At 70.4% G+C, this 26,736-nt stretch carries 17 protein-coding genes; 14 read left to right on the forward strand and 3 right to left on the reverse strand.

Annotation, left to right across the window (positions count from 1 at the left end; genetic code table 11):
• The first annotated feature begins 5 nt into the window (after positions 1 to 5).
• The 5 genes from LJ657_RS24685 to LJ657_RS24705 all read left to right on the forward strand — a co-directional run bounded on the left by LJ657_RS24685 (position 6) and on the right by LJ657_RS24705 (position 4,923).
• On the forward strand, positions 6 to 1,157 hold the full coding sequence (locus LJ657_RS24685; protein ID WP_232650920.1) for an ABC transporter ATP-binding protein: 1,152 nt from the start codon (positions 6 to 8) through the stop codon (positions 1,155 to 1,157).
• Complete coding sequence (locus tag LJ657_RS24690) at positions 1,157 to 2,080, forward strand: ABC transporter permease (RefSeq protein WP_232650921.1); 924 nt, start codon at positions 1,157 to 1,159, stop codon at positions 2,078 to 2,080. Before LJ657_RS24685 ends, LJ657_RS24690 begins: the two co-directional genes overlap by 1 nt.
• Positions 2,081 to 2,881 carry an ABC transporter permease gene (locus tag LJ657_RS24695; protein ID WP_232650922.1) on the forward strand — a complete coding sequence of 267 codons (801 nt, stop codon included), beginning with the start codon at positions 2,081 to 2,083 and terminating at the stop codon, positions 2,879 to 2,881.
• A 29-nt stretch (positions 2,882 to 2,910) separates the two neighbouring features.
• Positions 2,911 to 4,329, forward strand: coding sequence for an NAD(P)/FAD-dependent oxidoreductase (locus LJ657_RS24700; RefSeq protein ID WP_232650923.1), 1,419 nt, complete (start codon positions 2,911 to 2,913; stop codon positions 4,327 to 4,329).
• A 141-nt stretch (positions 4,330 to 4,470) separates the two neighbouring features.
• Positions 4,471 to 4,923 carry a hypothetical protein gene (locus tag LJ657_RS24705; protein WP_232650924.1) on the forward strand — a complete coding sequence of 151 codons (453 nt, stop codon included), beginning with the start codon at positions 4,471 to 4,473 and terminating at the stop codon, positions 4,921 to 4,923.
• 35 nt (positions 4,924 to 4,958) lie between these two features.
• Here LJ657_RS24705 and LJ657_RS24710 read toward each other — a convergent pair whose 3' ends face one another.
• On the reverse strand, positions 4,959 to 5,822 hold the full coding sequence (locus LJ657_RS24710) for a phosphatase PAP2 family protein (protein ID WP_372487963.1): 864 nt from the start codon (positions 5,820 to 5,822) through the stop codon (positions 4,959 to 4,961).
• Between the two features lie 221 nt (positions 5,823 to 6,043).
• On the reverse strand, positions 6,044 to 7,378 hold the full coding sequence (gene gabT, locus LJ657_RS24715; protein ID WP_232650926.1) for a 4-aminobutyrate--2-oxoglutarate transaminase: 1,335 nt from the start codon (positions 7,376 to 7,378) through the stop codon (positions 6,044 to 6,046).
• Between the two features lie 234 nt (positions 7,379 to 7,612).
• Between gabT and LJ657_RS24720 the strand changes: the two genes are divergently transcribed.
• The 3 genes from LJ657_RS24720 to LJ657_RS24730 all read left to right on the forward strand — a co-directional run bounded on the left by LJ657_RS24720 (position 7,613) and on the right by LJ657_RS24730 (position 13,196).
• Positions 7,613 to 9,736 carry an ATP-binding protein gene (locus LJ657_RS24720; RefSeq protein WP_232650927.1) on the forward strand — a complete coding sequence of 708 codons (2,124 nt, stop codon included), beginning with the start codon at positions 7,613 to 7,615 and terminating at the stop codon, positions 9,734 to 9,736.
• A 133-nt stretch (positions 9,737 to 9,869) separates the two neighbouring features.
• On the forward strand, positions 9,870 to 11,471 hold the full coding sequence (locus tag LJ657_RS24725) for a PucR family transcriptional regulator (RefSeq protein ID WP_232650928.1): 1,602 nt from the start codon (positions 9,870 to 9,872) through the stop codon (positions 11,469 to 11,471).
• 279 nt (positions 11,472 to 11,750) lie between these two features.
• Entirely contained in the window at positions 11,751 to 13,196 is a 1,446-nt protein-coding gene (locus LJ657_RS24730) for an aldehyde dehydrogenase family protein (RefSeq protein WP_232650929.1), read from the forward strand.
• 125 nt (positions 13,197 to 13,321) lie between these two features.
• On the opposite strand, the gene LJ657_RS24735 is transcribed toward LJ657_RS24730, so the two are convergent.
• Positions 13,322 to 16,156 carry a glycoside hydrolase family 3 C-terminal domain-containing protein gene (locus LJ657_RS24735; protein WP_232650930.1) on the reverse strand — a complete coding sequence of 945 codons (2,835 nt, stop codon included), beginning with the start codon at positions 16,154 to 16,156 and terminating at the stop codon, positions 13,322 to 13,324.
• A 327-nt stretch (positions 16,157 to 16,483) separates the two neighbouring features.
• Here LJ657_RS24735 and LJ657_RS24740 point away from each other — a divergent pair, with 327 nt between their 5' ends.
• The 6 genes from LJ657_RS24740 (at position 16,484) to LJ657_RS24765 (ending at position 26,699) form a co-directional block, all read left to right on the forward strand.
• The gene (locus LJ657_RS24740; protein WP_232650931.1) at positions 16,484 to 18,178 is read left to right on the forward strand and encodes an extracellular solute-binding protein; all 1,695 of its coding nucleotides are present in this window, start codon (positions 16,484 to 16,486) and stop codon (positions 18,176 to 18,178) included.
• A gap of 27 nt (positions 18,179 to 18,205) precedes the next feature.
• The gene (locus tag LJ657_RS24745; protein WP_232650932.1) at positions 18,206 to 19,243 is read left to right on the forward strand and encodes an ABC transporter permease; all 1,038 of its coding nucleotides are present in this window, start codon (positions 18,206 to 18,208) and stop codon (positions 19,241 to 19,243) included.
• On the forward strand, positions 19,240 to 20,175 hold the full coding sequence (locus LJ657_RS24750) for a carbohydrate ABC transporter permease (protein ID WP_232650933.1): 936 nt from the start codon (positions 19,240 to 19,242) through the stop codon (positions 20,173 to 20,175). Before LJ657_RS24745 ends, LJ657_RS24750 begins: the two co-directional genes overlap by 4 nt.
• Positions 20,176 to 20,317: 142 nt before the next feature.
• Complete coding sequence (locus LJ657_RS24755; protein ID WP_232650934.1) at positions 20,318 to 22,525, forward strand: sialidase family protein; 2,208 nt, start codon at positions 20,318 to 20,320, stop codon at positions 22,523 to 22,525.
• Positions 22,525 to 24,504: a beta-galactosidase gene (locus LJ657_RS24760; RefSeq protein WP_232650935.1), complete on the forward strand. Its 1,980-nt coding sequence runs from the start codon at positions 22,525 to 22,527 to the stop codon at positions 24,502 to 24,504. Before LJ657_RS24755 ends, LJ657_RS24760 begins: the two co-directional genes overlap by 1 nt.
• Complete coding sequence (locus LJ657_RS24765; protein ID WP_232650936.1) at positions 24,501 to 26,699, forward strand: glycosyl hydrolase family 95 catalytic domain-containing protein; 2,199 nt, start codon at positions 24,501 to 24,503, stop codon at positions 26,697 to 26,699. The genes LJ657_RS24760 and LJ657_RS24765 overlap by 4 nt, the downstream gene beginning before the upstream one ends.
• The last annotated feature ends 37 nt before the right edge of the window (positions 26,700 to 26,736 follow it).

Below are 26,736 nucleotides of genomic sequence, written 5' to 3' on the forward strand. Positions count from 1 at the left end.
CGAAGATGACGACAGAACACAGCGGCGACGTCCGCCTCTCCGGAATCAGCAAGACCTACGGTTCCTTCACCGCCGTACACCCGCTCGACCTGACCGTGCCCCAGGGGTCCTTCTTCGCCCTGCTCGGCGCCTCCGGATGTGGCAAGACCACCACCCTGCGCATGATCGCCGGCCTGGAGGAGCCCAGCGGCGGCACCGTCCATCTCGGCGAGCAGGAGGTCACCCATCTGCCGCCGTACAAGCGGCCGGTGAACACGGTCTTCCAGTCCTACGCCCTCTTCCCGCACCTCGACATCTTCGAGAACGTCGCCTTCGGTCTGCGCCGACGCGGCATCAAGTCGGTGAAGAAGCAGGTCGAGGAGATGCTGGAACTGGTCCAGCTCGGCGAGCAGGCACGCAAGAAGCCGCACCAGCTGTCGGGCGGCCAGCAGCAGCGCGTGGCCGTGGCCCGCGCGCTGATCAACACCCCCAAGGTGCTCCTCCTGGACGAGCCCCTCGGCGCCCTCGACCTCAAGCTGCGCCGCCAGATGCAGCTGGAGCTCAAGCGCATCCAGACCGAGGTCGGCATCACCTTCATCCATGTCACGCACGACCAGGAGGAGGCCATGACCATGGCCGACACCGTCGCCGTGATGAACGCGGGCCGCGTCGAACAGCTCGGCTCGCCCACCGACCTCTACGAGAACCCGGACACCACCTTCGTCGCCAACTTCCTCGGCACCTCCAACCTGATCGAGGCCGAGGTCGACACCAAGAACGGCGACGACATCGTCCTGAAGGCGGGCGGCGGCAAGCTGGTCCTGCCCGAGGCGCGCTGCAGCGCTCCCACGACGACCGGCGGCAAGGTCCTGGTCGGCGTCCGCCCCGAGAAGATCTCCCTCACCCACGCCGACGAAGCGGGCGAGATCGCCGAGGGCCGCAACCGCATCACCGGCAGGATCGCCGACTCCAGTTTCATCGGCGTCTCCACGCAGTACGTCATCGACAGCCCCGTCTGCCCCGAGTTCGAGGTCTACGCGCAGAACATCGACCGCGACGCCCGGCTGGTGCCCGGCGCCGAGGTCGTCCTGCACTGGAACCCGGCGCACACCTTCGGCCTCGACGCGGCCCAGGACATCGACGCCGGTGTCGCCGAGGTCGAGGAGGACGCCGCCTGATGGCCGCCGTCACCGAGGCGCCACCCCTGGCGCCCGCCCCCGAGACCAAGCCCCCGCGCAAGCGGGGCCGCCTGGTGCCGTACTGGCTGCTGCTGCCCGGCATCCTGTGGCTGATCGTCTTCTTCGCGCTGCCGATGATCTACCAGGCCTCCACGTCCGTGCAGACGGGCTCCCTGGAGGAGGGCTACAAGGTCACCTGGCACTTCGCCACCTACTGGGACGCGCTGTCCGAGTACTGGCCGCAGTTCCTGCGCTCGGTCGCGTACGCGGCCGCCGCCACGGTGCTGTGTCTGCTGCTGGGCTACCCGCTGGCGTATCTGATCGCCTTCCGTGCGGGCCGCTGGCGCAACCTGATCATGGTGCTGGTGATCGCGCCGTTCTTCACCAGCTTCCTGATCCGCACGCTCGCCTGGAAGACGATCCTCGCGGACAGCGGCCCGGTGGTGAGCACCCTCCACACGCTGCACGTCCTGGACGTCACCAACTGGCTGGGCTGGACCTCCGGCGACCGCGTCCTGGCCACCCCGCTCGCGGTGGTCTGCGGACTGACGTACAACTTCCTGCCGTTCATGATCCTGCCGCTGTACACCTCGCTGGAGCGCATCGACGGGCGGCTGCACGAGGCGGCCGGCGACCTCTACGCCAAGCCCTGGACCACCTTCCGCAAGGTGACCTTCCCGCTGTCGATGCCGGGCGTGGTCTCCGGCACGCTGCTGACCTTCATCCCGGCGGCCGGCGACTACGTCAACGCCGAACTGCTCGGCTCGACCGACACCCGCATGATCGGAAACGTCATCCAGACCCAGTTCCTGCGGATCCTGGACTATCCGACGGCGGCGGCCCTCTCCTTCATCCTCATGGCCGCGATTCTCCTCATGGTCACCATCTACATTCGCAAGTCCGGGACGGAGGATCTGGTTTAAATGTCCGTCCTCAACTGGCTCAAGCGCCATCTCGTCGTCATCGCGGGACTGCTGACACTCGGATATCTCCTTCTTCCGAACGTCATTGTCACGGTGTTCTCCTTCAACAAGCCGAAGGGGCGCTTCAACTACCAGTGGCAGCAGTTCTCCACCGACGCGTGGAAGGATCCGTGCGGTGTCGCCGACATGTGCGGCTCGCTGTCCATCAGCCTCCAGATCGCGCTCTGGGCGACGATCGGCGCCACCGTCCTCGGCACGATGATCGCCTTCGCGCTGGTCCGCTACCGGTTCCGCGCGCGGTCCACCGTGAACTCGCTGATCTTCCTGCCGATGGCGATGCCCGAGGTCGTCATGGCGGCCTCGCTGCTCACCCTTTTCCTCAACCTGGGCGCACAGCTGGGCTTCTGGACGATCCTCATCGCCCACATCATGTTCTGCCTCAGCTTCGTCGTCGTCGCCGTCAAGGCGCGCGTGATGTCCATGGACCCCCGCCTGGAGCAGGCGGCGCAGGACCTCTACGCCGGCCCGGCGCAGACCTTCCTGCGCGTCACCCTGCCCATCGCGGCCCCCGGAATCGCCGCGGGTGCGCTGCTGTCCTTCGCGCTCTCCTTCGACGATTTCATCATCACCAATTTCAACGCGGGCTCGACCGTCACCTTCCCCATGTTCGTCTGGGGCTCGGCACAGCGCGGGACGCCCGTTCAGATCAATGTCATCGGTACGGCCATGTTCCTCGTCGCCGTATTGTTGGTCCTTTCCTCGATGATCATCGGAAATCGCCGCAACAAGCAAAAGGCGTAGTCGCAGAAGCCCTGTAGGGAGTTGAAATCATGGCCCCGAGCGCCATGAACCGTTGGACGAGATCTCTTTCCGACGCACAGCCGGTCCCGTACTGGCTGGAAGACCCCGGCAAGCCCCACCCCGAGCCCGCGCTCACCGGCGCCGAGACCTGCGATCTGCTGGTCGTCGGCGGCGGATACAGCGGACTGTGGACCGCGCTCATCGCCAAGGAGCGCGACCCCGCACGGGATGTCGTCCTGCTGGAAGGCCGCGAGGCGGGCTGGGCCGCCTCGGGCCGCAACGGCGGCTTCTGCGCCGCCTCCCTCACCCACGGCCTGCCCAACGGTCTGACCCGCTGGCCCGACGAGATCCACAAGCTCCAGGAACTGGGCGCCCGCAACCTCGACGAGATCGAGAAGGCGGTCGCCCGCCACTCCCTCGACTGCGACTTCGAGCGCACCGGCGAGATCGACGTCGCGACCGAGACGTACCAGGCACGGGAACTGCGCGACTGGTACGAGGAGATGGAGCGCGAGGGCCTGGCCGGAGGTGTCGAGTTCCTGGACGCGGAAGCCGTACGGGAACAAGTCGACTCACCGACATTCCAGGCCGGCCTCTGGGACCGCGGTGGCGTCGCCATGCTCAACCCGGCGAAGCTCGCCTGGGGCCTCAAGCGCGCCTGCCTCGCCCTGGGCGTCCGCATCTACGAGCACACCCCCGCCCTCACCCTGAAGCCGTACGGCGCCGGGATGGCCGTACGCACTCCTTATGGCTCCGTCCGCGCCCGCAAGGTCGCCCTCGGCACCAACATCTTCCCCAACCTGGTCAAGCGCGTCCGGGCGTACACCGTCCCGGTCTACGACTACGCGCTGATGACCGAGCCGCTCAGCGAGGAGCAGCTGGCGTCGATCGGCTGGAAGAACCGCCAGGGCCTCGGGGACAGCGCCAACCAGTTCCACTACTTCCGCCTCTCCGCGGACAACCGCATCCTGTGGGGCGGTTACGACGCGATCCACCACTACGGCGGCCGGGTGCGCCGCGAGTACGACGACCGTCCGGAGACCTACGCCAAGCTCGCCCGGCACTTCTTCACCTGCTTCCCGCAGCTGGAGGGCGTCCGCTTCACGCACGCGTGGGGCGGAGCCATCGACACCTGCTCGCGTTTCTCGGCGTTCTTCGGCACCGCGCACCACGGCAACGTCGCCTACGCGGCGGGCTACACGGGTCTCGGCGTGGGCGCCACCCGCTTCGGCGCGGAAGTGATGCTCGACCTGCTGGCGGAGGAGAGCACGGAACGCACCTCCCTCGAAATGGTCCGCAAGAAGCCCCTGCCCTTCCCGCCCGAGCCCTTCGCCTGGACCGGCATCGCGCTCACCAAGTGGTCGCTGGCGCGCGCGGATTCACATGGCGGCCACCGCAACCTCTGGCTGCGCACGATGGACAGGCTGGGCCTCGGCTTCGACAGCTGAGATGCCCCCGCCCCTGGGCGATTGCGGCGATTGTGATCCAGATCACTTTATCGGGTCGGGAAGACCCGCGTAATGCCCGCCGGGAGACCCCCCTCTCTCCTGTGACGCGACCGGCGTCCAGGAGAGACAGGAGGTCTCCTCATGGCTGGGGCGAACACGGCGGTCGAGTGGCTGGCGTCCGTTGCTCCAAACCCCGAGGCCTGCCGCTGGGAGTGGGAGCGCAGTCCCCTGGGGATCGCGCTGCTGCCCGCGGGCAGGGCCTGGGACGTACTCATCCTGCCGGGCGAGCTCGGTTATCCCACGCTCGACGTCCTCACCCGCTTCCTCGACCGGCCCGGCCCGGTGCTGGTCGACTTCGGGGACGCCCGCATGGGCTTCTTCGTGCCGCCGGGCACCGCGGCCCGCTGGCTCGGTACCGGCATCCGTACGGCAGGGTCCGGCACCTGGATCGTGGTGCCGTACCCGGGACGCTCGACCGGCGGCGTCCGCTGGCTGGTCCCGCCGGACGGCTCGGGCACGCTCACCGACCCCGCGCTCCTCGAACTGGCGATGCACGAGGCGGCGGCGGGCCTGGCGCGCGAGGAGGACACCTGACGGGCCACTGATGGCCAGAGGTCTACACGGACGGCTTACGCAGACTGCTCACCCAGGCGGCGGACAAGGACGGACTGCTCGGACTCACCGAACTCGCGTCGGCCCCCCGTGCGGCCGACGCGGAGCAGGAAGATCCACAGAGATGCGAGCAGCACCGCGCACAGACACCAGCTGGCCACGACGTCCAGGGGCCAGTGATAGCCGCGCCGCACCAGCCCGAACCCGACGGCGAGATTGACGGCGGCGCAGGCGATGACCAGCGCACGGCGGGTGTGCACCGCGCGGAACCGGGGGAGCAGGAGCAGGGTCGCCGAGCCGTATGCGACGGCGGCCGTCGCGGTGTGGCCGGACGGGTAGTAGCCGGTGCCAGGGGGCACGACGGGGGTGCCCGGGCGGTCGATCAGCACCTTCAGGGGCACGACCAGGGCGGGGACCAGCGCCATCAGGAGCGCGGCCGCGAGCGGCGGCAGCCACCAGCGGTACGTCCCCGCCGCACGTCCCCGCCAGGCCACGTACGCCAGGACGACGGTGAGCACGGGCACGGCGACCCCGATATCGCCCAGGTCGGCGAGGAGTTCCGAGAAGCGGTCCGGGTGGGCGAGAGCGCCGCTGACCCGCCGGTCCACGCGCAGAAGCAGGCCGTTGGACACGACCTGCCAGGTGATCAGCGCGAAGAGGAGGGCGGGAAGCCCGAGAAGGAGAAGAAAGGAGGTCGGCCGCCCCGGAACAGGGGGGGTAGTTCCGGGGCGGCCGATCAGATCGGATCGACGCCCGTCCCGGGGGGTTTGGGGCGGGCGACTGTCCGATCGGTGAGGAGATCCGGAGCCGGAAGCTCCGGGTGTGTGCGCGAGGGCACGACCAGGTCGTAGCTGGGGAGGCCACGGCCTGAAATCGCCCACAGTCCCCTGTGAGCGGGGTGTATCTCTCATCTGGGTAGAACCTACGGCAGGGGATGGGCGGAAGACAGACGGAATCGCGTCCCGCCATCCACCTCGCACACGTTCTTCACACGGCCTGACGCCGACCGCCCCGGCACCGGAATCGCGACGGATGTCAGGGCTGGGGCGGGTGATGCGCATGGGACGCGCACCCTGTGGCTGAGCTGGGGATTCCGTTTGTCTCAGATCCGCGCGAAGGCCTGCTCGATGATGTCGAGACCCTCGTTCAGGAGGTCCTCGCCGATGACCAGCGGGGGCAGGAAGCGCAGGACGTTGCCGTAGGTGCCACAGGTCAGGACCAGCAGGCCCTCCTGGTGGCAGGCCTTGGCCAGCGCTGCGGTCGCCTCCGGGTTCGGCTCCTTGGTCGTACGGTCCTTGACCAGCTCGATGGCGATCATGGCGCCACGGCCGCGGACGTCGCCGATGATGTCGAACTTCTCGGCGATGGCGGTGAGGCGGCCCTTCATGACAGCCTCGATGTTCTTCGCCTTCGCGTTGAGGTCGAGCTCCTTCATCGTCTCGATCGACCCGAGCGCGCCCGCGCAGGCGACCGGGTTGCCGCCGTAGGTGCCGCCCAGGCCGCCCGCGTGCGCGGCGTCCATGATCTCGGCGCGGCCGGTGACGGCGGCGAGCGGCAGACCGCCCGCGATGCCCTTGGCGGTGGTGATCAGGTCGGGCACGATGCCCTCGTCCTCACACGCGAACCACTGACCGGTACGGCAGAAGCCGCTCTGGATCTCGTCGGCGACGAAGACGATCCCGTTGTCGGAGGCGAACTTCCGGATGGCCGGCAGGAAGCCCTTGGCGGGCTCGATGAAGCCACCCTCGCCGAGCACCGGCTCGATGATGATCGCGGCGACGTTGTCCGGGCCGACCTGCTTGCTGATCTGGTCGATGGCCTGCGCGGCGGCCTCGGGGCCGGCGTTCTCCGGGCCGGTCGGCCAGCGGTAGCCGTAGGCGACCGGCACCCGGTACACCTCGGGCGCGAACGGCCCGAAGCCGTGCTTGTACGGCATGTTCTTCGCCGTCAGCGCCATCGTCAGGTTGGTACGGCCGTGGTAGCCGTGGTCGAAGACCACGACGGCCTGGCGCCTGGTGTACGCACGGGCGATCTTGACGGCGTTCTCGACGGCCTCGGCGCCGGAGTTGAACAGCGCGGACTTCTTGGCGTGGTCACCCGGGGTGAGCTCGGCGAGCGCCTCGGCGACCTCCACGTAGCCCTCGTACGGGGTGACCATGAAGCAGGTGTGGGTGAAGTCGGCGAGCTGCGCGGAGGCCCGGCGTACGACGGCCTCGGCGGACGCGCCGACGGACGTCACCGCGATGCCGGAGCCGAAGTCGATGAGCCGGTTGCCGTCGACGTCCTCGATGATCCCGCCGCCCGCGCGCGCGGTGAACACGGGCAGCACGGAGCCGACGCCCTGCGCGACCGCGGCGGTACGGCGGGCCTGCAGTTCCTGCGACTTCGGGCCGGGGATGGCGGTGACGATCCGGCGCTCCTGCGGAAGTGCACTCATGAGGGGCTCCTGGGGTGTGCGGCTTTACGGACTCTTGCCTTCTTTTCTCGCAGGTTAGGACCGGGAGAGGGGGGTGGGCATGCTCCATGTGGGCGCTGTCGGGGGTGCGGGTTTGTCCGTGGTGGACATGGCGCCCCGCGCGGGGTCCGGCCGCGTAAGCGGTGAACTCCCCCTGCCGGGGCGTTAGATTGGCCGCTGACGGTGGACGGAACGGCTGGTCAGGGAGCGAGGGCGATGGACAGCGACGGGACGCAGGACGCACGGGGTACGCATGCGAATCCCGTGCCGCGTCCGGCAGGTCCGCCGGAGGTACCGCCGCGGCCCACGGCCGCGCCCGGCGTGCCGCCGCGGCCGGACGGGTCGGCGTTCCTGACCTGGCTGCGGGCGCCGCGCCCCGAGACGCCGCCCGGCGTGTGGCGGTTCGGGCATCGGCCGCGGCCGGAGGAGGAGCCGGAGAACATTCCGGGGCGGCAGCTGATCAGCGGGGCTGTGATCGCGTTCCTGGTGGGCTGGCTGATCTGGTCCCTGCTCCAGAACGGCTATCTCGGCGGCTGGTGGTGGGTCCCGCTCTTTCTGTTCACCCCCGACTCCTGGCGCGGCGACAACGGTGACCTCGGCCCGGCGGGCACCGTCTTCCTCTACGACGGCTACCAGGTGCTCGTCGCGTTGATCATCATGGTCGTCGTGGGCAAACTCGGTCGCTGGGGCGAGGTGTGGCGCCGCTTCATCACCCCGCGTTTCCGGCGCCCGGAGCGCCAGGAGATGCCGCTCACGCCGACGGAGGATCCCGCACAATGGCCCGCCCTCCGCGCCGCCGGCGCCGTGGACGCCGCTGAGCGGCTCGCCGCGGAGGCCCGGTCCGGGCTGATGCGGGACGTGGACCACGCCCGGATCGTGCGTGCCTGGCAGGGCGTGCGCACCGGTCGGCACACGCTCGCCGCGTTCACCGGCGCCGTGCTCAAGGACGGCGCCGCCGCCTGTCTGCACCCCTCCGGGGAACGCGACCTGCCGGCCCGGCTCGCCCGGCACGATCTGATGACCGGGCAGGTACGGCTCGGCACGACCGCCGACGACCCCCGCAACCCGTACGCCTACCGCGGCGCCGGCCTCGGTCTCGGCCCCGATCTGCTCGGCACCTCCCTGCTCGCCGTCGGCCCGGCCGGTTCCGGCAAGACCGGCACCGTGGTGCGGCCGCTCGCCGAGTCGCTCTGTCTGCACGCCCTCGCCGGGCGGGCCGTGGTCGTCGTGGTCGGCGCGGCGGGCGCGGAGCTCGGACCGGTCGACGCGTACGACGTCGTCGTACGGATCGGGAATCCGGAATCGGTGTACGACCTCGATCTTTACGGCGGGACCAGTGATCCCGACGAGGCCGCGGCCGTGCTCGCCGAGGCCCTGGTCGGGGACCTCGCCGATCCGCACCCGGGGAGCGACAGCCGTCGGTCCACGACCGTCCTCGCCCAGTTGCTCGGCCCCTTCCGGGCGGTCCACGGCCGCTTCCCCGCCGTGCCGGAGCTGCGGCAGCTGCTCGACGGGGCGCCCGGGCCGCTGGAGGCACTGCGTACCGCGCTGCAGGGTTCCGGGCACGAGTCGCTGCTGCGTGAACTGGACGCCAGGGAACGGCAGTTGGGGCAGCCTGGGGATGTGGCGGCCGTACTGGCGGACCGGGTGGCACTACTGGACCGGCCGGCCTTCGCGGGCTTCTTCGACACCTCCGGGCAGTCCAAGCCGTTCTCGCTGAAGGCCCTCGACCACCCGGTTCGGGTGCGGATCGACCTGCCCGAGCGCGGGCACGCCGACGCCTCGCGGATGCTGGCGAGGCTGGTGCTCGCGCAGTTCACGGCGAGCGTGGCGGTGCGGGAGGACCGGTCGCTGTTCGCCTGTCTGGTGCTGGACGACGCGACGGGGGCGGTGACCCCGGAGGCGGTGCGCGGGGTGCAGCGGCTGCGGTCGGGGAACGCCGGTGTCGTACTGACCCTGCGGACCCTGGACGACGTGCCGAGACCGCTGCGCGGGCCGCTGCTCGGCTCCACCGGATGCCGTATGGCGCTGTCCGGGCTCACCCCGTGGGACGGGCAGGACTTCGCCGAGGTCTGGGGCAAGGAGTGGACCGAGGCGCGGGACGTCACCGACCGGCAGATCATCGCCGAGACCCCGGCCGGAAAGGCCGTCCACATGCTCCGGCGCGTCATCACAGGAAAGGCCCCCACCGCACGGGCCGTGACCGTGCGCCAGGTGGAGCGGGAGCGGTGGTCGGCGTCCGAGCTGGCGCACGGGGTGCCGCCCGGGCACGCGGTGCTGTCGCTGACGACCGTGAAGGGCGAGCACGCGCCGCCGCTGCTGGTGGATCTGAGAGGTTAGGTCTGGGGCAGGTCTGGACTTCACAGCGCCGGGGGACCGTACGGTGAGGCAGAATCGGCACAGGCCGTTCATACGGGGCGGCCAAAAGATCACAAGGTTCGCCCGATCCCCGCAAACCTGATTTGAAGGCCTCATGCCCCCGACGCTTGCCTCGCTCGTCCACCACTCCGCGCTCAAGCTGACCGTGCGCGCGGGCGAGGACCGCCTCGACGTGCCGGTCCGCTGGGCGCACGTCAGCGAGCTCGCCGACCCCGTGCCGTACATGGAGGGCGGGGAGCTGCTGCTGATCACCGCGCTGAAGCTGGACGCGGAGGATCCGGAGGCGATGCGGCGCTATGTGAAGCGGCTGGTGGGAGCGGGAGTCGTCGGGCTCGGCTTCGCCGTCGGGGTCAACTACGAGGAGATCCCGCAGGCGCTGGTCGACGCGGCGGAGGGCGAGGGGCTGCCCCTCCTGGAGGTGCCGCGGCGGACGCCCTTCCTCGCCATCAGCAAGGCCGTGTCCGCGGCGATCGCCGCCGACCAGTACCGGGCGGTGACGGCAGGCTTCGCCGCACAGCGCGAACTGACCAAGCAGGCGCTGACGGGCGGCCCCGAGGGGGTGCTGTCCGTGCTCGCCTCGCAGGTCGACGGGTGGGCGGCGCTGTACGACGCCTCGGGCGCCGTCGTCGCGACCGCACCGGAGTGGGCGGGGCGGCGGGCCAAGCGGCTGACGGCGGACGTGGAGCGGCTGCGGGAGCGGCCCGCGCCGGCGTCCTCGGTGGTCGGCCCTCCCGACAACGAGGACCGCGTCGAACTGCACTCGCTGGGCACGGGACGGCGGCCGCGGGCCGCGCTGGCGGTGGGGACGGCGGCCGCGCCCGGCACGGCGGAGCGGTACGCCGTCCACTCGGCGATCGCGCTGCTGTCGCTGACGACGGAGCGGTCGAGGTCGCTGCACGCTGCCGAACAGCGCATCGGGGCGGCGGTGCTGCGGATGCTGCTCGCGGGGGAGCCGGATCATGCGCGGGCGGTGGCGGGCCACCTGTACGGGGGCCTGCTGGACGCCCCCTTCCGGATGATCATCGCGGAGTCGGCCGCGCGGGTCTTTGCCGATGCGGTCGGCGATCCGTCGGCCGGGCTCGCCGAGTTCGTGGAGTCGGCGGCCGTGCGGGCGGGTGAGGCCGTGCTGGTCGTCCCCGAGGGGGAGCGGCTGGTCGTGCTGGCCGCGGACGGGGGCGCGGCGGTCACTGCGTGCGGGGAGTACGCGGCGGCGGTGGAGGCTGCGCGGGGCGGGGCGGAGGCGACGCGGGATGCCGCCGGCGGCGAGGAGGAGGAGCTGGTGGTCGGGCTGTCGGCGCCGGTGGGGCCGATCGCGGCCGCGGCGGCGTACAAGCAGGCCGAGCAGGCGTTGTCGGTGGCGCGGCGGCGGGGGCGGGTGTTCGTCGGGCACGAGCAGTTGGCGGCCGGATCCGTGCTGCCGTTGCTGGCCGACGACGCGGTGAAGGCGTTCGCGGACGGCTTGCTGCGGGCGTTGTACGAGCATGACGCGACCGGGCGGGGGGATCTGGTGGCCTCCTTGCGGGCGTGGCTGTCGCGGCACGGGCAGTGGGATGCGGCGGCTGCGGATCTGGGGGTTCACCGGCATACGTTGCGGTATCGGATGCGGCGGGTGGAGGAGATTCTTGGGCGGTCGCTGGACGATCCGGATGTGCGGATGGAGTTGTGGCTGGCCCTGAAGGCGACGTCGGCGGAGTAGCCACCGCCGGGGTTTCTTCGCCCCCGCCGCCCCTTCCCATTCCCGTCCCCTGGGGGCTGCGCCCCCGGACCCCCGCTTTCGGCCTGAACGGCCTCGTCCTCAAACGCCGGACGGGCTGAAAAGATCAAAAAGAAATCCCGGCCGCGCCCACCCACCACGCCAAACCGTCGCACACCCCGCCCCGACCACTACACCCCGGCCAACCACACCCCCACCCCCACCGCCCTACCGTGGACCCAACCACCTGCACACCCCCAACGCGGAAGGGCCGGGACCCGCATGACTTCCACCACCGCCTTCTGGCTCGCCGGCCGCCAGGCCACGGGCGAGGACACCTTCGACGTCACCTCCCCGTGGGACGGCCACCTCGTCGGCAAGGTGAGCGTGCCGAGCGACGCCCAGGTCGAGGAGGCCGTCGCCGCCGCACACGCCGTCATCGAGGACTTCGCGGCAACCCCCGCCCACGTCCGCGCCGCCGCCCTCGACCACGTGAGCCGCAGGCTCGTCGAGCGCACCGAGGAGATCGCCCAGCTGATCTCCGCCGAGAACGGCAAGCCGGTCAAGTGGGCCCGCGGCGAGGTCGGCCGCGCAGTCTCCGTCTTCCGGTTCGCGGCGGAAGAGGCCCGCCGGTTCAACGGCGGCGAGGCCCAGCGCCTCGACACCGACGCCGGCGGTCAGGGCCGTCTCGCCCTCACCCGCCGCTTCCCCAAGGGCGTCGTCCTCGGCATCGCGCCCTTCAACTTCCCGCTCAACCTGTGCGCCCACAAGATCGCCCCGGCGATCGCGGCCGGCGTGCCGATCATCCTGAAGCCGGCGCCCGCCACCCCGCTGTCCGGCCTGATCATCGGCGACCTGCTCGCCGAGACGGACCTCCCGGCCGGCTCCTGGAGCATCCTCCCGGTCGCCAACGACAAGATGCCCGCCCTCGTCCAGGACGAGCGTCTGCCGGTCATCTCCTTCACCGGTTCCGAGAAGGTCGGCTACGCGATCATGGACTCGGTGCCGCGCAAGCACTGCACCCTGGAGCTGGGCGGCAACGGCGCCGCGGTCGTCCTCGGCGACTACGCCTCCGACGCCGACCTCGACTGGGCCGCGACCCGGATCGCCACCTTCTCCAACTACCAGGGCGGCCAGTCCTGCATCTCCGTGCAGCGGGTCATCGCCGACGCGTCGGTGTACGACCGGCTGCTGCCGCGGATCGTCGCCGCCGTCGAGGCCCAGGTGACGGGTGACCCCTCCGACGACAAGACCGATGTCGGGCCGCTCGTCAGCGAGGACGCCGCCAAGCGCGTCGAGTCGTGGGTGAAGGAGGCCGTCGAGGCCGGGGCGACCCTGCTCACGGGGGGCGACCGCGACGGCGCCTCCTACGCGCCGACCGTCCTCACCGACGTACCGGCCGACACGACGATCTCCTGCGAGGAGGTCTTCGGGCCCGTCCTCACCGTGCAGAAGGTGGACGGCGAGGCCGAGGCGTTCGCCGCCGTCAACTCCTCCAAGTACGGCCTCCAGGCGGGCGTGTTCACCCACGACCTCCAGGTCGCCTTCCGGGCCCATCGCGCGCTGGAGGTGGGTGGCGTGGTCATCGGTGACGTCCCCTCCTACCGCGCCGACCAGATGCCGTACGGCGGGGCCAAGCAGTCCGGTGTGGGCCGCGAGGGCGTGAAGTTCGCGATGGACGACTACACGTACGAGCGCGTGCTGGTCCTGACCGGGCTGGCGCTGTAGCGCACCGGGCTCCCGTGACCCCTTCTGGCTAATGGGAACCATTTTCATGTAAGCTGGTCGAAGAGGCCCGGCACCGCTGCCTTCCGGTGCCGGGCCCCTTCACTGTGCCGGCCTCCTCCGGACCCTCAACCGGAGAAGCCGACGTGCGCGAGCCGCAGCGGGCCGCGCAGTTCGAGGTGCACGTCGTGCACGCCGTCGGCGACGATGTCGGCCGCGAGGGTGGTGTAGTCGTACGGGGAGGGCGTGGCGTCCTTCAGTTCCAGTACGGCCAGCACCGCGCCCCCGTCCAGGGAGAGTTCGACCGTGCCCCCGCCAGCCACCGTGACCCGCACTTCCGTGACGCCGTCCCCCAAGTCGCAGTCGCGGTAGACCAGTTCGGCCCTCCGGCCCGGCTCCGGGGTCACTGCGTCGCCCGCCGTCCTCGTCCGGTCGACGATCGCGGCACCGCTCTGCTCGTCGAAGTCGGCCGCGTCCAGGCCCCGCCCGAGCACCGCACGCGCCGCGTGCGGCTCGCCGTCGAGCAGGACCGTCGTCCGCAGCCGCACGTCCTCGCTGGAGGCGCCGACGAGGATGTCGTACGGGCCCCCCTCCAGCCGCGGGCCGCCCCGCGCCACGTCCCAGAACTCGAAGGCGGACAGGGGGACTTCGAAGGACAGGGTCCGCCGCTCGCCGGGGGCGAGTGTGACGCGGCTGTGCGCCAGGAGTTCGCGGCGGGGGCGCGGGACCGTCGGCTCCACGGCACGGGTGTAGAGCTGGGCGACCTCGTCCGCCGTGATGTCCGCGGTGTTCGTGACGGTGAAGGAGACGTGCAGTGTGTCGCCCTCCACCCGCGTCGCCAGGTCGCCGTAGGAGAAGGCCGCGTACGACAGGCCGTGTCCGAACGGGAACAGGGGTGTGCCCTCGAAGTAGAGGTAGGTCTGGCGGCCGCCGATCACGTCGTAGTCGAGGAGGCCGGGCAGGTCGCCGTCGCTCTCGTACCAGGTCTGGGGGAGACGGCCGGCGGGGGAGACCTCGCCGGACAGGATCCTCGCCAGGGCGGCGCCGGCCGCCTGACCGCCGTGCGAGGTCCACAGGACCGCCGGGAGGTCGGAGGTCCGCACCGCGTACGGGTAGGCCGAGACCAGGGCCAGGACCGTCCGGGGGTTCGCGGCGCGGGCCGCGCGCAGCAGGCGTTCCTGGTGGTCGGGGAGGAGCAGGGTCGTACGGTCCTCGGTCTCCCGGCCGTTGATGTGCGGGTCGTTGCCCGCCACCACCACGACCACGTCCGCCCGCTCGGCGACCCGGTGCACCGCCTCCTCACCGCGCTCGGCGATGATCAGCTGGAGGATTTCCGGATTCCCGTCGGCAACCTTTACTCCGTCGGCGGTGACAGAGACATGACGGCCCGTACCGATGTGCCTGAGGAGGTGCCCGTGCTCGTGGGGTTCCAGGCGGAACGTCTCCTGGACGATCCAGCCTCCGGGCTGGTCGGCGGAGGCGCGGACGTACCCGTCGTCGGCGACCGAGAGATAACGGCCGTCGGGGGCGCGGAGCGTGAGGACGCCGCCGCCCCAGTCGATCAGCGCCAGCTCGGTGCCCGCCGGGTCGGTGGTCAGGGGCGGGAGGTCGGTGCGGCCGGTGAGCAGCGCCGGGTCCAGCGCGCCCTCGGCGCCGCGCACCTGGTCGTCGGCGTCCACGGCGGGAACGTGCAGGAAGTCGCCGGACGACGTCTTGAGGCGGATGCGGTCCACGCCCTCCGCGAACTCCACGCGCTCGGCGCCGAACTGCTCGTACAGGCCCTCCAGAGGAGTCGAGCGGTGGATCAGTGTGCCGCTGTACCAGTCGAGTTTGCACTCGTCGGCCAGGAGACCGACCACGGCGACACGGGTGCCGGGGGCGAGGGGCAGCACGCCGTCGTTCTTCAGGAGCACGACCGACTGCTCGGCGGCCTCCTGCGCGAGGGCGCGGTGGGCCGGGGTGTCGAAGTCCTGGGTCCCGGCGTAGGGGTCGAGGCGCGGGTCGAACTCGCCGAGGCGGAAGCGGACGGAGAGCTGGCGCCGGACGGCCGTCTCGATGTCGGCCTCGCTCAACAGCCCCTGTTCGTACGCCTTCCTGACCCGCCCGACGATCTTGGAACTGTCGGTGCCGTGGTCGGTGAAGCTGTCCACCCCGGCGATCAGTGCGGCCGCCGTCGCCTCCTCGTGCGTGTCGAAGTAGTGCTCGAGGTCGACCAGGTTGGAGGGCGCCGCCGCGTCGGAGCAGACCAGCAGCTCCTCGTCCGTCCAGGCGCGCAACTGCTCGCGCAGGTAAGGGGAGACGTGGTTGGGGCGGCCGTTGACCAGGTTGTACGCCGGCATCACCCCGGCGACCGCGCCCGCCTCGACGGTCTCGCGGAAGGCGCGCAGGTCGTACTCGTGCAGCACGCGCGGCCGGACCGAGGACGACGAGGTCGCCCTGTCCGTCTCGTTGTTGTGGGCCAGCCAGTGCTTGAGCACGGGGGCCGTGCGCCAGTACGCCGGGTGGTCGCCGCGCAGGCCGCGGGTGTAGGCGGTGGCGATGGCGGAGGTGAGCTTCGGGTCCTCGGAGTAGCCCTCCTCGTTGCGGCCCCACAGGGGGTGGCGCAGGAGGTTCACCGTCGGGGACCAGACGTTGAGGCCGACGCGGTCGTCCTTGGCGCTCATGGCGCGGGTCTCCCGGGAGACCGCCTCGCCGACGCGTCGTACGAGATCGGTGTTCCAGGTGGCGCCGAGGCCGACCGCCTGCGGGAACACCGTGGCCGGGCCCATCCAGGCCACGCCGTGCAGGGCCTCCTGGCCGGTGCGCCAGGCGCCGATGCCGAGGCGGTCCACGGCGGGTGTGTACTGGTGCAGAAAGGAGATCTTCTCGTCGAGGGTCAGGCGCTCCAGCAGGTCGTCGATGCGCTTCGCGAACGGCAGGTGCGGATCGCGGAACGGTGGCGTGGGCGGCGTCTGTTCGGTCACGTGGGGATTCCCTTGCGATGGAGCGACGGAGCGCTTTCGAAGCGCTTCGATGCTCATTCGACATATGGGCGGGTGTCAAGAGACGGACACGGTTACTTCATGCGGCGCATGAGAAGAGGTTGTCCGTGCAGGCCCGCAGGAATCTTGGAATCGACCCTTGTGCACCCCCAGGCGTTCACTTAACCTCACAGCAACATCGAAGCGCTTCGACTACGGGTTTCGCCCGCGGCCGTCGAAAGACCGCTTCAGCTCAGCCAGTTCCACTCGAGACACCGCAGCCGACGGCCCACCGCCGGGTGTCCTGGTGCGCCATGAAGGGTTGACGCAATGACGCCGAACGCCGCTTCCGCCTCGTCCGGGCCCAGCCGGAGAAGTTTCCTCGCATCGACTGCCGTCGCCACGGCCGCTGTTGCGGGCGGGATGCCGTTGCTTGCCGCCTGCGGGGGATCGGAGAGCGGGTCGGGCGGGGGCACCACGTCGGGCAAGAACGCGAAGAAGATCCTCCCGGCCTATGTGGCCAGCAACGTGGTGACGCCGGACATCCCGGCCAAGAACGGCTCCGCCATGGGCTTCACCGGCAAGCTCGACGTCGCCACCCTGAAGTCCTCGGTGCCCAAGAAGCTCGGCAAGGGCGGCAAGGTCACCATCATGTCGCCGTTCTGGGGCTCACCGCCGAAGCAGAGCTGCGCCTACTACACCGCGGCCAACGCCATGATCGGCGTCGACGTCCAGTGGCAGAACCAGGACGGCAACACCTACGACCAGAAGCTCGGCGCGGTCCTCGCCTCCAGTGACATCCCGGATGTGGTGGTGATCCCGGGCTGGAACATGACCGGCCGGATACCCAGCGCCATCGCGGGCAAGTTCGCCGATCTCGGCCCCTACCTGTCGGGGGACAAGGCCAAGGAGTACCCGAACCTCGCGGCGATCCCCAGCGACGCCTGGCAGCGGTCCATCTTCGGCGGCGCGCTGAGGGGCCTGCCGCAGCCCACCGAGAGCGCCGCGAACATCGTGCCTCTTTACCGCCGGGACATCTTCGACAAGGAGGGCTACGAGGTCCCGAAGTCCGCCGACGACTTCATGGCCCTGTGCAAGGAGATCACCAACCCCAGGGCCAAGCGGTGGGCCTGCGGTGACATGAAGTGGACCGCGTTCAACAATTTCGGTGTGTTCAGCGGCGCGGAGAAGCCGCTCGGCTGGAACCTGGTCGACGGCAAGCTGGTCTACCGCATCGAGACCCCGGAGTACCTGGAAGCGCTGGAGTTTGCGCGCAAGCTCATGGCCGCCGGCTACGTCCACCCCCAGTTCAAGCTGGGCAAGAGCCAGATCGGCGACCCGGCCCCCCTGTTCGCCAAGGGTGAGTTCCTGATCTGGAACAACAACCTCGTCAACTGGTACGGGCAGCAGGCATCCCAGGCCGCCCAGAACCCCGACTTCAAGGTCTGGGGCATGGACATCTGGAACCACGACGGCGGTAACCCGACGCTGTGGGCCGCGAACCCGGCCGGCATCTTCGCCTTCGTCAACAAGAAGGCCTCCGAGTCCGTCATCCGCGACGTACTGGCCGTCGCCAACGTCACCGCGGCGCCGTACGGCACCAAGGAGTGGATGATGACCAACTACGGCGTCGAGGGCACGCACTACACCATCAAAAACGGTGTGCCCGTCAAGAACGACACGGGCAACAACGAGGTCGTCAACGCCTACGTCATGGTCGCGAGCCCCGCCCCGACCATCGCCCACCCCGACTTCCCGGACGTCACCAGGGCCATGGTCGAGTGGGAGCAGCGGATGGGCGCCTTCACCAGGAAGTCGTCCTTCTGGGGCCTGCAGGTCGCCGAGCCCAACCGCTACACGAACCTTTCGGACAACTTCGAGCAGTTGGAGGACGACATCGTCCGCGGCCACAAGAAGATCAGCGACATGCAGCAGGCCGTCTCCGACTGGAAGAAGCGGGGCGGTGACAAGCTGCGCGACTGGTACAAGAAGCTTCTCGACGAGAACGGCTCGGCGGCGAGCTGATCAGGCTCTGAGGCAAGGAGAACAGCTGTGTCCCACAGCACGGTGCCTCGGACCAGCGCCGAGGCCGGCACGACGGTGGAGAGCCCGGTGGCGTCCGACGACGTCACCGGCGCCCGGGAGGCCCGACGCGGTCCGGGCAAGCTGGGCTTCCGGCTCAGGTTCAGACGAGACCGCACCCTGCTCCTCATGACGTTGCCGGCCATCGTGCTGGTCCTGGTCTTCAACTACCTGCCGATCCTGGGCAATGTGGTCGCCTTCCAGGACTACGACCCCTACGTCAGCGACAACGGCATCGTCGCCATGCTGCACAGCCCCTTCGTGGGCCTGGCGAACTTCCAGGAGATCTTCGGGGACTCCGCCTTCTGGAACGCCGTCCAGAACACGTTCGTGCTGTTCTTCGTCCAGCTGCTGCTGTTCTTCCCGATCCCGATCCTGCTCGCGCTGCTCATCAACAGCGTGGTCCGGCCCCGGGTGCGGGCGGTCGCACAGGCCGTGCTCTACCTGCCGCACTTCTTCTCCTGGGTGCTGGTCATCGCCGTCTTCCAGCAGATGTTCGGCGGCGCGGGCATGCTCGCCCAACTGCTGCGCCAGCACGGGTACAACGGCATCGACATCATGACCGACCCCCACACCTTCCCCTTGCTGGTCACCGCGCAGAGCGTGTGGAAGGACGCCGGGTGGGGGATCATCGTCTTCCTCGCCGCGCTGGCCTCGGTCTCCCAGGACCTCTACGAAGCGGCCGCGATGGACGGCGCCGGCCGCTGGCGCCGCATGTGGCACGTCACGCTGCCCGCCCTGCGCCCGGTGGTGGCCCTGCTCCTCGTGCTGCGCGTCGGTGACGCCCTCACCGTCGGGTTCGAACAGATCCTGCTGCAACGTGACGCCGTGGGGCCGGACGCCGGAGAGGTCCTCGACACCTTCGTGTGGTGGAACGGCGTGCACAACCAGGACTTCGGCTACGCGGCCGCCGCCGGTCTGATCAAGGGCGTGGTCAGCATCGGCCTCGTCCTCGCCGCGAACAAGGTGGCCCATCTCTTGGGCGAGCAGGGGGTTTACAAGAAGTGACCACCGTCGTCGACAAACCCGCGAGCAAGCCGTTCCGGTGGGCCGCCCCCGAGCGCCCGGCGTGGGAGGAGGAGCCCTCGAAGGCCGGCCTCGCCAGCAAGGGTCTGGTCCTGACCTTCGCCTGCCTGGCGGTCCTCTTCCCACTGTGGATCGTGATCGTCACCAGTCTCTCCTCCCGCAAGGCGATCGACGAGGCGGGCGGGCTGGTGATCGTGCCCAAGGACCTCACCTTCATCGCCTACAAGGAGTTGCTCAGCGGCGGCCAGGTCACCCGGGCCACGGTCATCAGCATCCTCATCACCCTGGTCGGCACACTGTTCTCGATGACGGTGTCCGTCCTGTGCGCCTACGGTCTGTCCCGCAGCGGATCGCTCGCGCACCGCTGGATCCTGATGACGCTGCTGGCGACCATGTTCTTCAGCGCCGGCCTCATCCCGACGTATCTGCTCGTGCAGTCGCTCGGGCTGACGGACACGTATCTCGCGCTGATCCTTCCCAGCGCGATCAGCGTCTTCAACATCCTCGTGCTGCGCGGGTTCTTCACGGAGATCTCGCCGGAACTCATCGACAGCGCGCGCATCGACGGGGCCGGGGACTTCCGGATCCTGTGGACGATCGTCATGCCGCTGTCGCGGGCCGTCCTCGCGGTGATCACGCTGTTCTACGCCGTCGGGTACTGGAGCGCCTGGTTCAACGCGTCGCTCTATCTGAACGACCAGGACAAGATGCCGTTGCAGAACGTCATGATCCAGCTCGTGCAGAGGCAGCAGCAGCCGGTGGGGCTGGGACAGGCCATCAGGACCGGGCAGTTGTCGGGGCTGGCCATTCAGATGGCGGTCATGGTGATGGCCCTGCTGCCGGTCGCCGTGCTGTCGCCGTTCGTGCAGCGGCATTTCAAGAAGGGCATGCTGACCGGCGCGATCAAGGGGTGACCGGGGGCCCACCGAGTGGGCTCTGTTCCGCTGTGTGGCGGGTGCGGGCCTCGTGTGGCTGGTCGCGTCGACGCGGCGGAGCCGCACATCGATACAGCCCCGTACCCCTCAAAAACAAGGCGTCTCCAGAACGAGGTGTGTCATGTTCGCGTCCCGTCGGGCCGTTCTTGGCGGTGTTGCAGCTGCTGCCGCGGTCTCCGCCGTACCGTTTCTTCCAGGGCCCGCGCAAGCCGCGGAGCGCGAAGCCGCCGCCCCCGCCTACCGCTGGCGCAACGCCGTCATCGGCGGTACCGGGTTCGTCACCGGCATTCTCTTCCACCCCTCCGTCCGGGGTCTCGCCTACTCCCGAACCGACATCGGTGGTGCTTACCGGTGGGACGACCGTGCTGCCCGCTGGACGCCTCTGATCGATCATCTCGGGTGGGACGACTGGAACCTGCTCGGCGTCGAGGCGATCGCCCTCGATCCCGCCCACCCGGGCCGCGTCTACCTCGCCGTCGGCACCTACACACAGCCCTGGGCCGGTAACGGGGCCGTACTGCGGTCCGACGACCGCGGGGCGACCTGGACGCGTGCGGATCTGGGGGTGAAGCTGGGCGGCAACGAGGACGGCCGGGGGGCCGGGGAGCGGCTGCTCGTCGATCCCCGGGACAGCGGCACCCTGTGGCTCGGCACCAGACACGACGGGTTGCTCAAGTCCACGGACCGGGGCGCCACCTGGTCCGTCGCGAGCGGCTTCCCGGGCGTCCCGAGCAGCGGCGGCCAGGGTGTCACCTTGCTCGTCGCCGCCGGGCGGACCCTCTACGCCGGCTGGGGCGACTCCGACGGGACCACCGCCAACCTGTTCCGCACCTCGGACGGCACCACCTGGGAAGCCGTGCCCGCGCAGCCTTCCGGCACGAGCGCCAAGGTGCCGATCCGGGCCTCGTACGACTGCCACACCCGAGAGCTGTACGTCACCTACGCCGACGCGCCCGGGCCCAACGGGCAGACCGACGGCAGCGTGCACAAGCTGGCCACGGCCAGGGGCAGGTGGACCGACGTCACGCCAGTGAAGCCCGGCGGGACCGCGAGCGACGGCACCGCCGACACCTTCGGCTACGGCGGGGTGTCCGTCGACGCCCGCCGCCCCGGCACCGTCGTCGTCTCCACCAACGACCGCTGGACGGAGATCGACACCGTCTTCCGGTCCACGAACGGCGGCCGTACCTGGACCTCCCTGAAGGACTCCGCGGTCCTCGACATCTCCGAGACCCCGTTCCTCGCCTTCGGCGCCGACAAGCCCAAGTTCGGCTGGTGGATGCAGGCCCTGGCCCTGGACCCGTACGACTCCGAGCACATCGTCTACGGCACCGGCGCCACCATCTACGGCACCCGGGACCTCAGGCACTGGGCCCCGCAGATCCGCGGTCTGGAGGAGACCTCCGTACGGCAGCTGATCTCGCCTCCGACCGGTGAGGCACACCTGATCAGCGGCAACGGGGACGTCGGTGTGATGTACCACGAGCGGCTCACGGCGTCGCCCTCGCGCGGCATGGCGACCAACCCCGTCTTCTGGAACGCGACGGGAATCGCCCTGGCCGCCGCGAGGCCGTCGTACGTCGTCCGCTCGGGCTTCGGAAACACGATCAACGGGGCCTTCTCGAACGACGGCGGCAAGTCCTGGGCGCCCTTCGCGGCCCAGCCCGACGCGGCCAGGACCGCACCGGGCCCGATCGCCACCAACAGCGACGGCAGCGTGCTGCTGTGGGCCTTCGGGGACAGCAACGGCACCAAGAACCCCGCCCAGCGCTCCGCGGACAACGGAACGACCTGGTCGGAGGCCGCCGGCTTCCCCGCGGGCGCCACCCCGGTCGCAGACCCGGCCGACCCGTCGCGCTTCTACGCGTACGACACCGGCACGGGAACCCTGTTCGCCAGCACCGACGGCGGCCTCACCTTCACCGGCCGCGCGAGCGGACTGCCCTCCGGTGACGCCGAGTTCCGGCTGGCCGCGGCCCCGGCCCGGTCCGGCGACCTGTGGCTGAGCACCAAGGTCAACGGCCTGTACCGGTCCACCGACGGCGGCGCGACCTTCACCAAGCTCACCAGCTGCCGGGCCTCGTACACCCTCGCCTTCGGCAGGGCCGCCGACGGCGCCGACTACCCGGCGGTCTACCACGTCGGCGCCTCGGAGGCGATCACCGCCGTGTACCGCTCCGACGACGGCGCGAAGAGCTGGGTGCGCGTCAACGACGACCAGCACCAGTGGGGCTACATCGGCGCCGCCATCGCCGCCGACCCGCGGGTGTACGGCCGGGTCTACATCGCCACCAACGGGCGGGGCATCCAGTACGGAGAGCCCGTCTGATGCCCGACCTGAGCACGGCGACGAAAGGCCGCATCCTCTACGGCGGCGACTACAACCCCGAGCAGTGGCCGGAGGACACATGGCTGGAGGACGTCCGCCTGATGAAGGCCGCCGGCGTCAACTCCGTCACGCTCGGCGTCTTCTCCTGGTCGACCCTCGAACCCCGGCCCGGGGAGCGGAACTTCGGCTGGCTGGACCGGCTGATGGACCTCATGCACGCGAACGGCATCGGTGTGGTCCTCGCCACCCCGACCTCCTCACCACCGCCCTGGATGGGCCACCTGTACCCCGACACCCTCCCCGTCGACCAGGACGGCCGGACCGAGCACTGGGGCGGCCGCCAGCACTTCTCGCACTCCAGCGCCACCTACCGGCGGTTCGCCGCCGCCATCACCGAGGACCTGGCCGCCCGGTACGGCGGCCACCCTGCCCTCACCATGTGGCACATCAACAACGAGTACTGCACCTTCGACTGGAGCGAGCGGGCCGCCGACCGGTTCAGGATCTGGCTCCAGCGGCGATACGGCAGCCTCGACGCTCTCAACTCCGCCTGGGGCACCGCCTTCTGGAGCCAGGGCTACGGCGACTTCGCCGAGGTGCACACCCCTCGCCACGCCCACTACATGAAGAACCCCACCCAGGTCCTCGACTTCCGCCGCTTCACCTCCGACATGCTCCTGGAGTGCTACCTCGCGGAGCGGGACATCGTCCGCCGGGCCACCCCGCACCTCCCCGTGACCACCAACTTCATGCCGCTGTGGTTCGGGCAGGACGCCTGGCGCTGGGCCGAGGAGGAGGACGTCGTCTCCGTCGACATCTATCCCGACCCCCGTGATCCCCTTGGCGCCCAACAGGGCGCCCTCGTCCAGGACATGACCCGCTCGCAGGCGCGCGGGCCCTGGATGCTCATGGAGCAGGCCGCGGGACCGGTCAACTGGCGGGGCGTGAACCACCCCAAGCCCCGCGGTCTGAACCGGCTCTGGTCCCTCCAGGCCGTCGCGCGCGGCGCCGACGCCGTCTGCTACTTCCAGTGGCGCCAGTCTCGGCAGGGCGCGGAGAAGTTCCACGCCGGGATGGTCGACCACGCGGGGGAGGAGGGCCGCGTCCATCAGGAGATCAAGCAGCTCGGCGCCGAACTCCGCGTGCTGTCCGAAAAGGTGACGGGCAGTCACACCGACAACGACATCGCGATCCTGCACGACTGGCAGTCCTGGTGGGCCGGCGTCCAGGACGGCCGGCTCTCCAGCGAGGTCGACTACCCGGACGTGCTCAAGGCCTGGCACCGCGCCCTCTGGGAGGCCCACCTCACCACCGGCTTCGCCCACCCCGACCACGACCTCACCGCCTACAAGGTGGTCGTCGTCCCCCAGCTCTACGCCCTCACCGACGCGGCGATCGACAACCTCCTCGCCTACGTCCGCCAGGGCGGCACCCTCGTCTCCGGGTTCCTCACCGGCATTGCCGACGAGGACGACCGGGTACGCCCCGGCGGCATGGACGCCCGGCTGCGCGAGCTGTTCGGCATCCGCACCCTGCACGAGTGGTGGCCCCTCGACGCGGGCGAGCACGCCGAGTGCGAGGGCTCACCAGGCGGTTTCCGGGGCACGTTGTGGTCCGAGGAGATCGACAAGACCGAGGACGCCACCACGGAGGCCGCCTACAAGGGCGGCGAGCTCGGCGGACTCCCGGCCGTACTCCGCAGGGGCCGCGCCTGGTACCTCTCGACGCTCCCGGAACCGGACGCCCTGCGCGAGCTCCTGGCCCGTGTCGCCCACGACGCCGGAGTGCGGCCCGCCCTCGCCGGGCTGCCCGACCGGGTCGAGGCGGTCCGCCGCGGTGACCTGCTCTTCCTCCTCAACCACGGCCGCGAGTCGGTGACCGTCGAGGTGCCCGGCGCACACCGCGACCTGCTGACGGGCGAGGCCGGCACGGACCGGGTGACGCTGGGCCGCCATGGAGTGGTGGTACTCGAACGATGAACGACGGCCCCGTCCACGGCACCTGGGAGCCCGCACCGGCCACGCGCTGGGAGGACGGCTTCCTGAGCGGCAACGGCCGCCACGGCACCCTGCTGTTCGGCGACCCGCAGGACGAGCGGATCGTCGTCACCCACCACGCCCTGGTCCGCCCCAACGGCGCCGAAACCGCCCGTCCGCCCCGCCTCGCCGCCCGACTCCCCGCGCTCCAGGACCGGTTGCTCGCGGGAGAGCCCGACGCCGCCGAACGTTTCACGGACGGGCGCCCCTTGCAGTGGGTGCAGCCCTTCCACCCCGCCTTCGAGATCCGGCTGCGAGGGACGGCCCCCGCCGATGGCACCGCCCACCGCCGCTCCGTCGACTTCACCACCGGCGTCGTGCGGTCGGAGTCCGAGGACCGTCTCAGCCGCGTCTTCGTCTCCCGCGCCGACGACGTCATCGTCCACCAGGTCACCACCCCCGACCTGGACGTCTCCCTCGACCACCGACTCCCGGGAGCACCCCACCAGCTGGCCGTCGGCCACGGCGCCGTCCTCACCGCCGAGGGCGCCCTGCTCACTCTGCGGGCCCGCCACCCCGGCAGTGACCGCGCCTACACCGGAGTCACCCTTGTCGCGGTCACGGGCGGTCGTACGACCCTCACACCCCCCGGACTCCGCGTCACCGGTGCGGACTCCGTCCTGCTGCTGACCCGAGTGCTGCGGAACACCGGCGAGCCGGACGTCCTCGCCGAGGCCAGGTCCCTGGGAGAGCTGCTGCCCGACGACCACGGCGACCCGTACGCCCACCTCCTCGCCCGCCACACCGAGCTGCACGGCACCGCCTACCGGCGCGTGACCCTGGACCTCGGCGCGGACCGCGCCGAACGCGCCCTGCCCGGTTCGGAGTTGCTCCGCAGACCCGACAGCCCGGCTCTTTTGGAACGCCTCTTCGCCGCCGGCCGCTACCACCTGCTCTCCGCCAGCGGTCTCAACCCGCCCCGCCTGACCGGCCTGTGGACCGGCGACTGGGACACCGCCTGGTCGGGAGCGTTCACCAACGACGCCAACGTCAACCTCCAGACGGCCTCGGCGGCCTGCGCGGCCCTCCCCGAAGTCACCGAAGCCCTGGCCTCACTGATCCATCGTCAGATTCCGGACTGGCAGGACAACGCCCGGGAGATCTTCGGCGCCCGGGGTGCCGTGGCCCCGGCGCACTCCGACGGTGAGTCAGGGCTGACGTACCACTTCAGCCGTGAGTACCCGTTGCACCTGTGGACCGCGGGAGCCGACTGGCTGCTCAAGCCCCTCGTCGACCACGACGAGATCCGCGGCGAACGGGACCCGCGCACCGCGCACGCCCTCGCCGAGGTCGCCCGGTTCTACGAGGACTTCCTGCGGCGCACCGACGAGGACAGCCAACTCGTCGTCGTGCCCTCCTACTCACCGGAGAACCGCCCCGCGAACGCCGGTTGGGGCGCGATCAACGCGGCCATGGACCTCTCGGCCGCCCGGCACGCCCTGCGCACGGCCGCCGCGTACCACCCCGAGAAGGCGGCGGACTGGCACGCCCTCGCCGACCGGCTCCCGCCCCACCGGACCAACGCCGACGGCGCGCTCGCCGAATGGGCGTGGCCCGGCCTCGACGACACCTACGACCACCGCCACCTCAGCCACCTCTACGGCGTCTGGCCGCTCGACGAGATCACCCCCTACGACACCCCCGACCTCGCCAAAGCCGCCCACAGGGCCCTGGAACTCCGGGGCTCCGAGAACGACTCGGCCCACGGGCACCTCCACCACGCCCTCGTCGCCGCCCGCCTGCGCGACGGCGAACGGGTCGCGCACGCCCTCGGCCAGGTGCTCAAGAGCGACTTCTTCCACGACTCGCTGATGAGCGCGCACTACCCCGACCGGAACGTCTACAACGCGGACGCGGCCCACACCCTGCCCGCCGTCCTGATCGAGATGCTCGTGCAGTCCACACCGGATCGGCTGGTGCTGCTGCCGGCGCTCCCCACGGGCTGCACCGCGGGCGAACTCCGCGGCATCCGCACCCGGTTCGGGGCGGAGCTCGACCTCACCTGGAACCCCACCGAAGTGACCGCGGTGCTGCGCCCCACACGCACCCACCGGGTCGAACTGAGGACTTCCTCCGGCGCCGAACCGCTCGACCTCGTCGCCGGGGAAGACCACGTCCTGCATCTGGGGGCGTGGTAACCACCCCCGCACTTCCCCCCACCCATGGAAGGGACAC

The organism is Streptomyces guryensis (genome assembly GCF_021261325.1).
GTDB lineage: Bacteria > Actinomycetota > Actinomycetes > Streptomycetales > Streptomycetaceae > Streptomyces > Streptomyces guryensis.

Coding starts and splice junctions, on each gene's coding strand:
- LJ657_RS24720 (WP_232650927.1), top strand. CDS start 7,613: ATGGACAGCGACGGGACGCAGGACGCACGGGGTACGCATGCGAATCCC.
- LJ657_RS24755 (WP_232650934.1), top strand. CDS start 20,318: ATGTTCGCGTCCCGTCGGGCCGTTCTTGGCGGTGTTGCAGCTGCTGCC.
- LJ657_RS24740 (WP_232650931.1), top strand. CDS start 16,484: ATGACGCCGAACGCCGCTTCCGCCTCGTCCGGGCCCAGCCGGAGAAGT.
- LJ657_RS24705 (WP_232650924.1), top strand. CDS start 4,471: ATGGCTGGGGCGAACACGGCGGTCGAGTGGCTGGCGTCCGTTGCTCCA.
- LJ657_RS24725 (WP_232650928.1), top strand. CDS start 9,870: ATGCCCCCGACGCTTGCCTCGCTCGTCCACCACTCCGCGCTCAAGCTG.
- LJ657_RS24695 (WP_232650922.1), top strand. CDS start 2,081: ATGTCCGTCCTCAACTGGCTCAAGCGCCATCTCGTCGTCATCGCGGGA.
- gabT (WP_232650926.1), bottom strand. CDS start 7,378: ATGAGTGCACTTCCGCAGGAGCGCCGGATCGTCACCGCCATCCCCGGC.
- LJ657_RS24760 (WP_232650935.1), top strand. CDS start 22,525: ATGCCCGACCTGAGCACGGCGACGAAAGGCCGCATCCTCTACGGCGGC.
- LJ657_RS24765 (WP_232650936.1), top strand. CDS start 24,501: ATGAACGACGGCCCCGTCCACGGCACCTGGGAGCCCGCACCGGCCACG.
- LJ657_RS24730 (WP_232650929.1), top strand. CDS start 11,751: ATGACTTCCACCACCGCCTTCTGGCTCGCCGGCCGCCAGGCCACGGGC.
- LJ657_RS24700 (WP_232650923.1), top strand. CDS start 2,911: ATGGCCCCGAGCGCCATGAACCGTTGGACGAGATCTCTTTCCGACGCA.
- LJ657_RS24685 (WP_232650920.1), top strand. CDS start 6: ATGACGACAGAACACAGCGGCGACGTCCGCCTCTCCGGAATCAGCAAG.
- LJ657_RS24690 (WP_232650921.1), top strand. CDS start 1,157: ATGGCCGCCGTCACCGAGGCGCCACCCCTGGCGCCCGCCCCCGAGACC.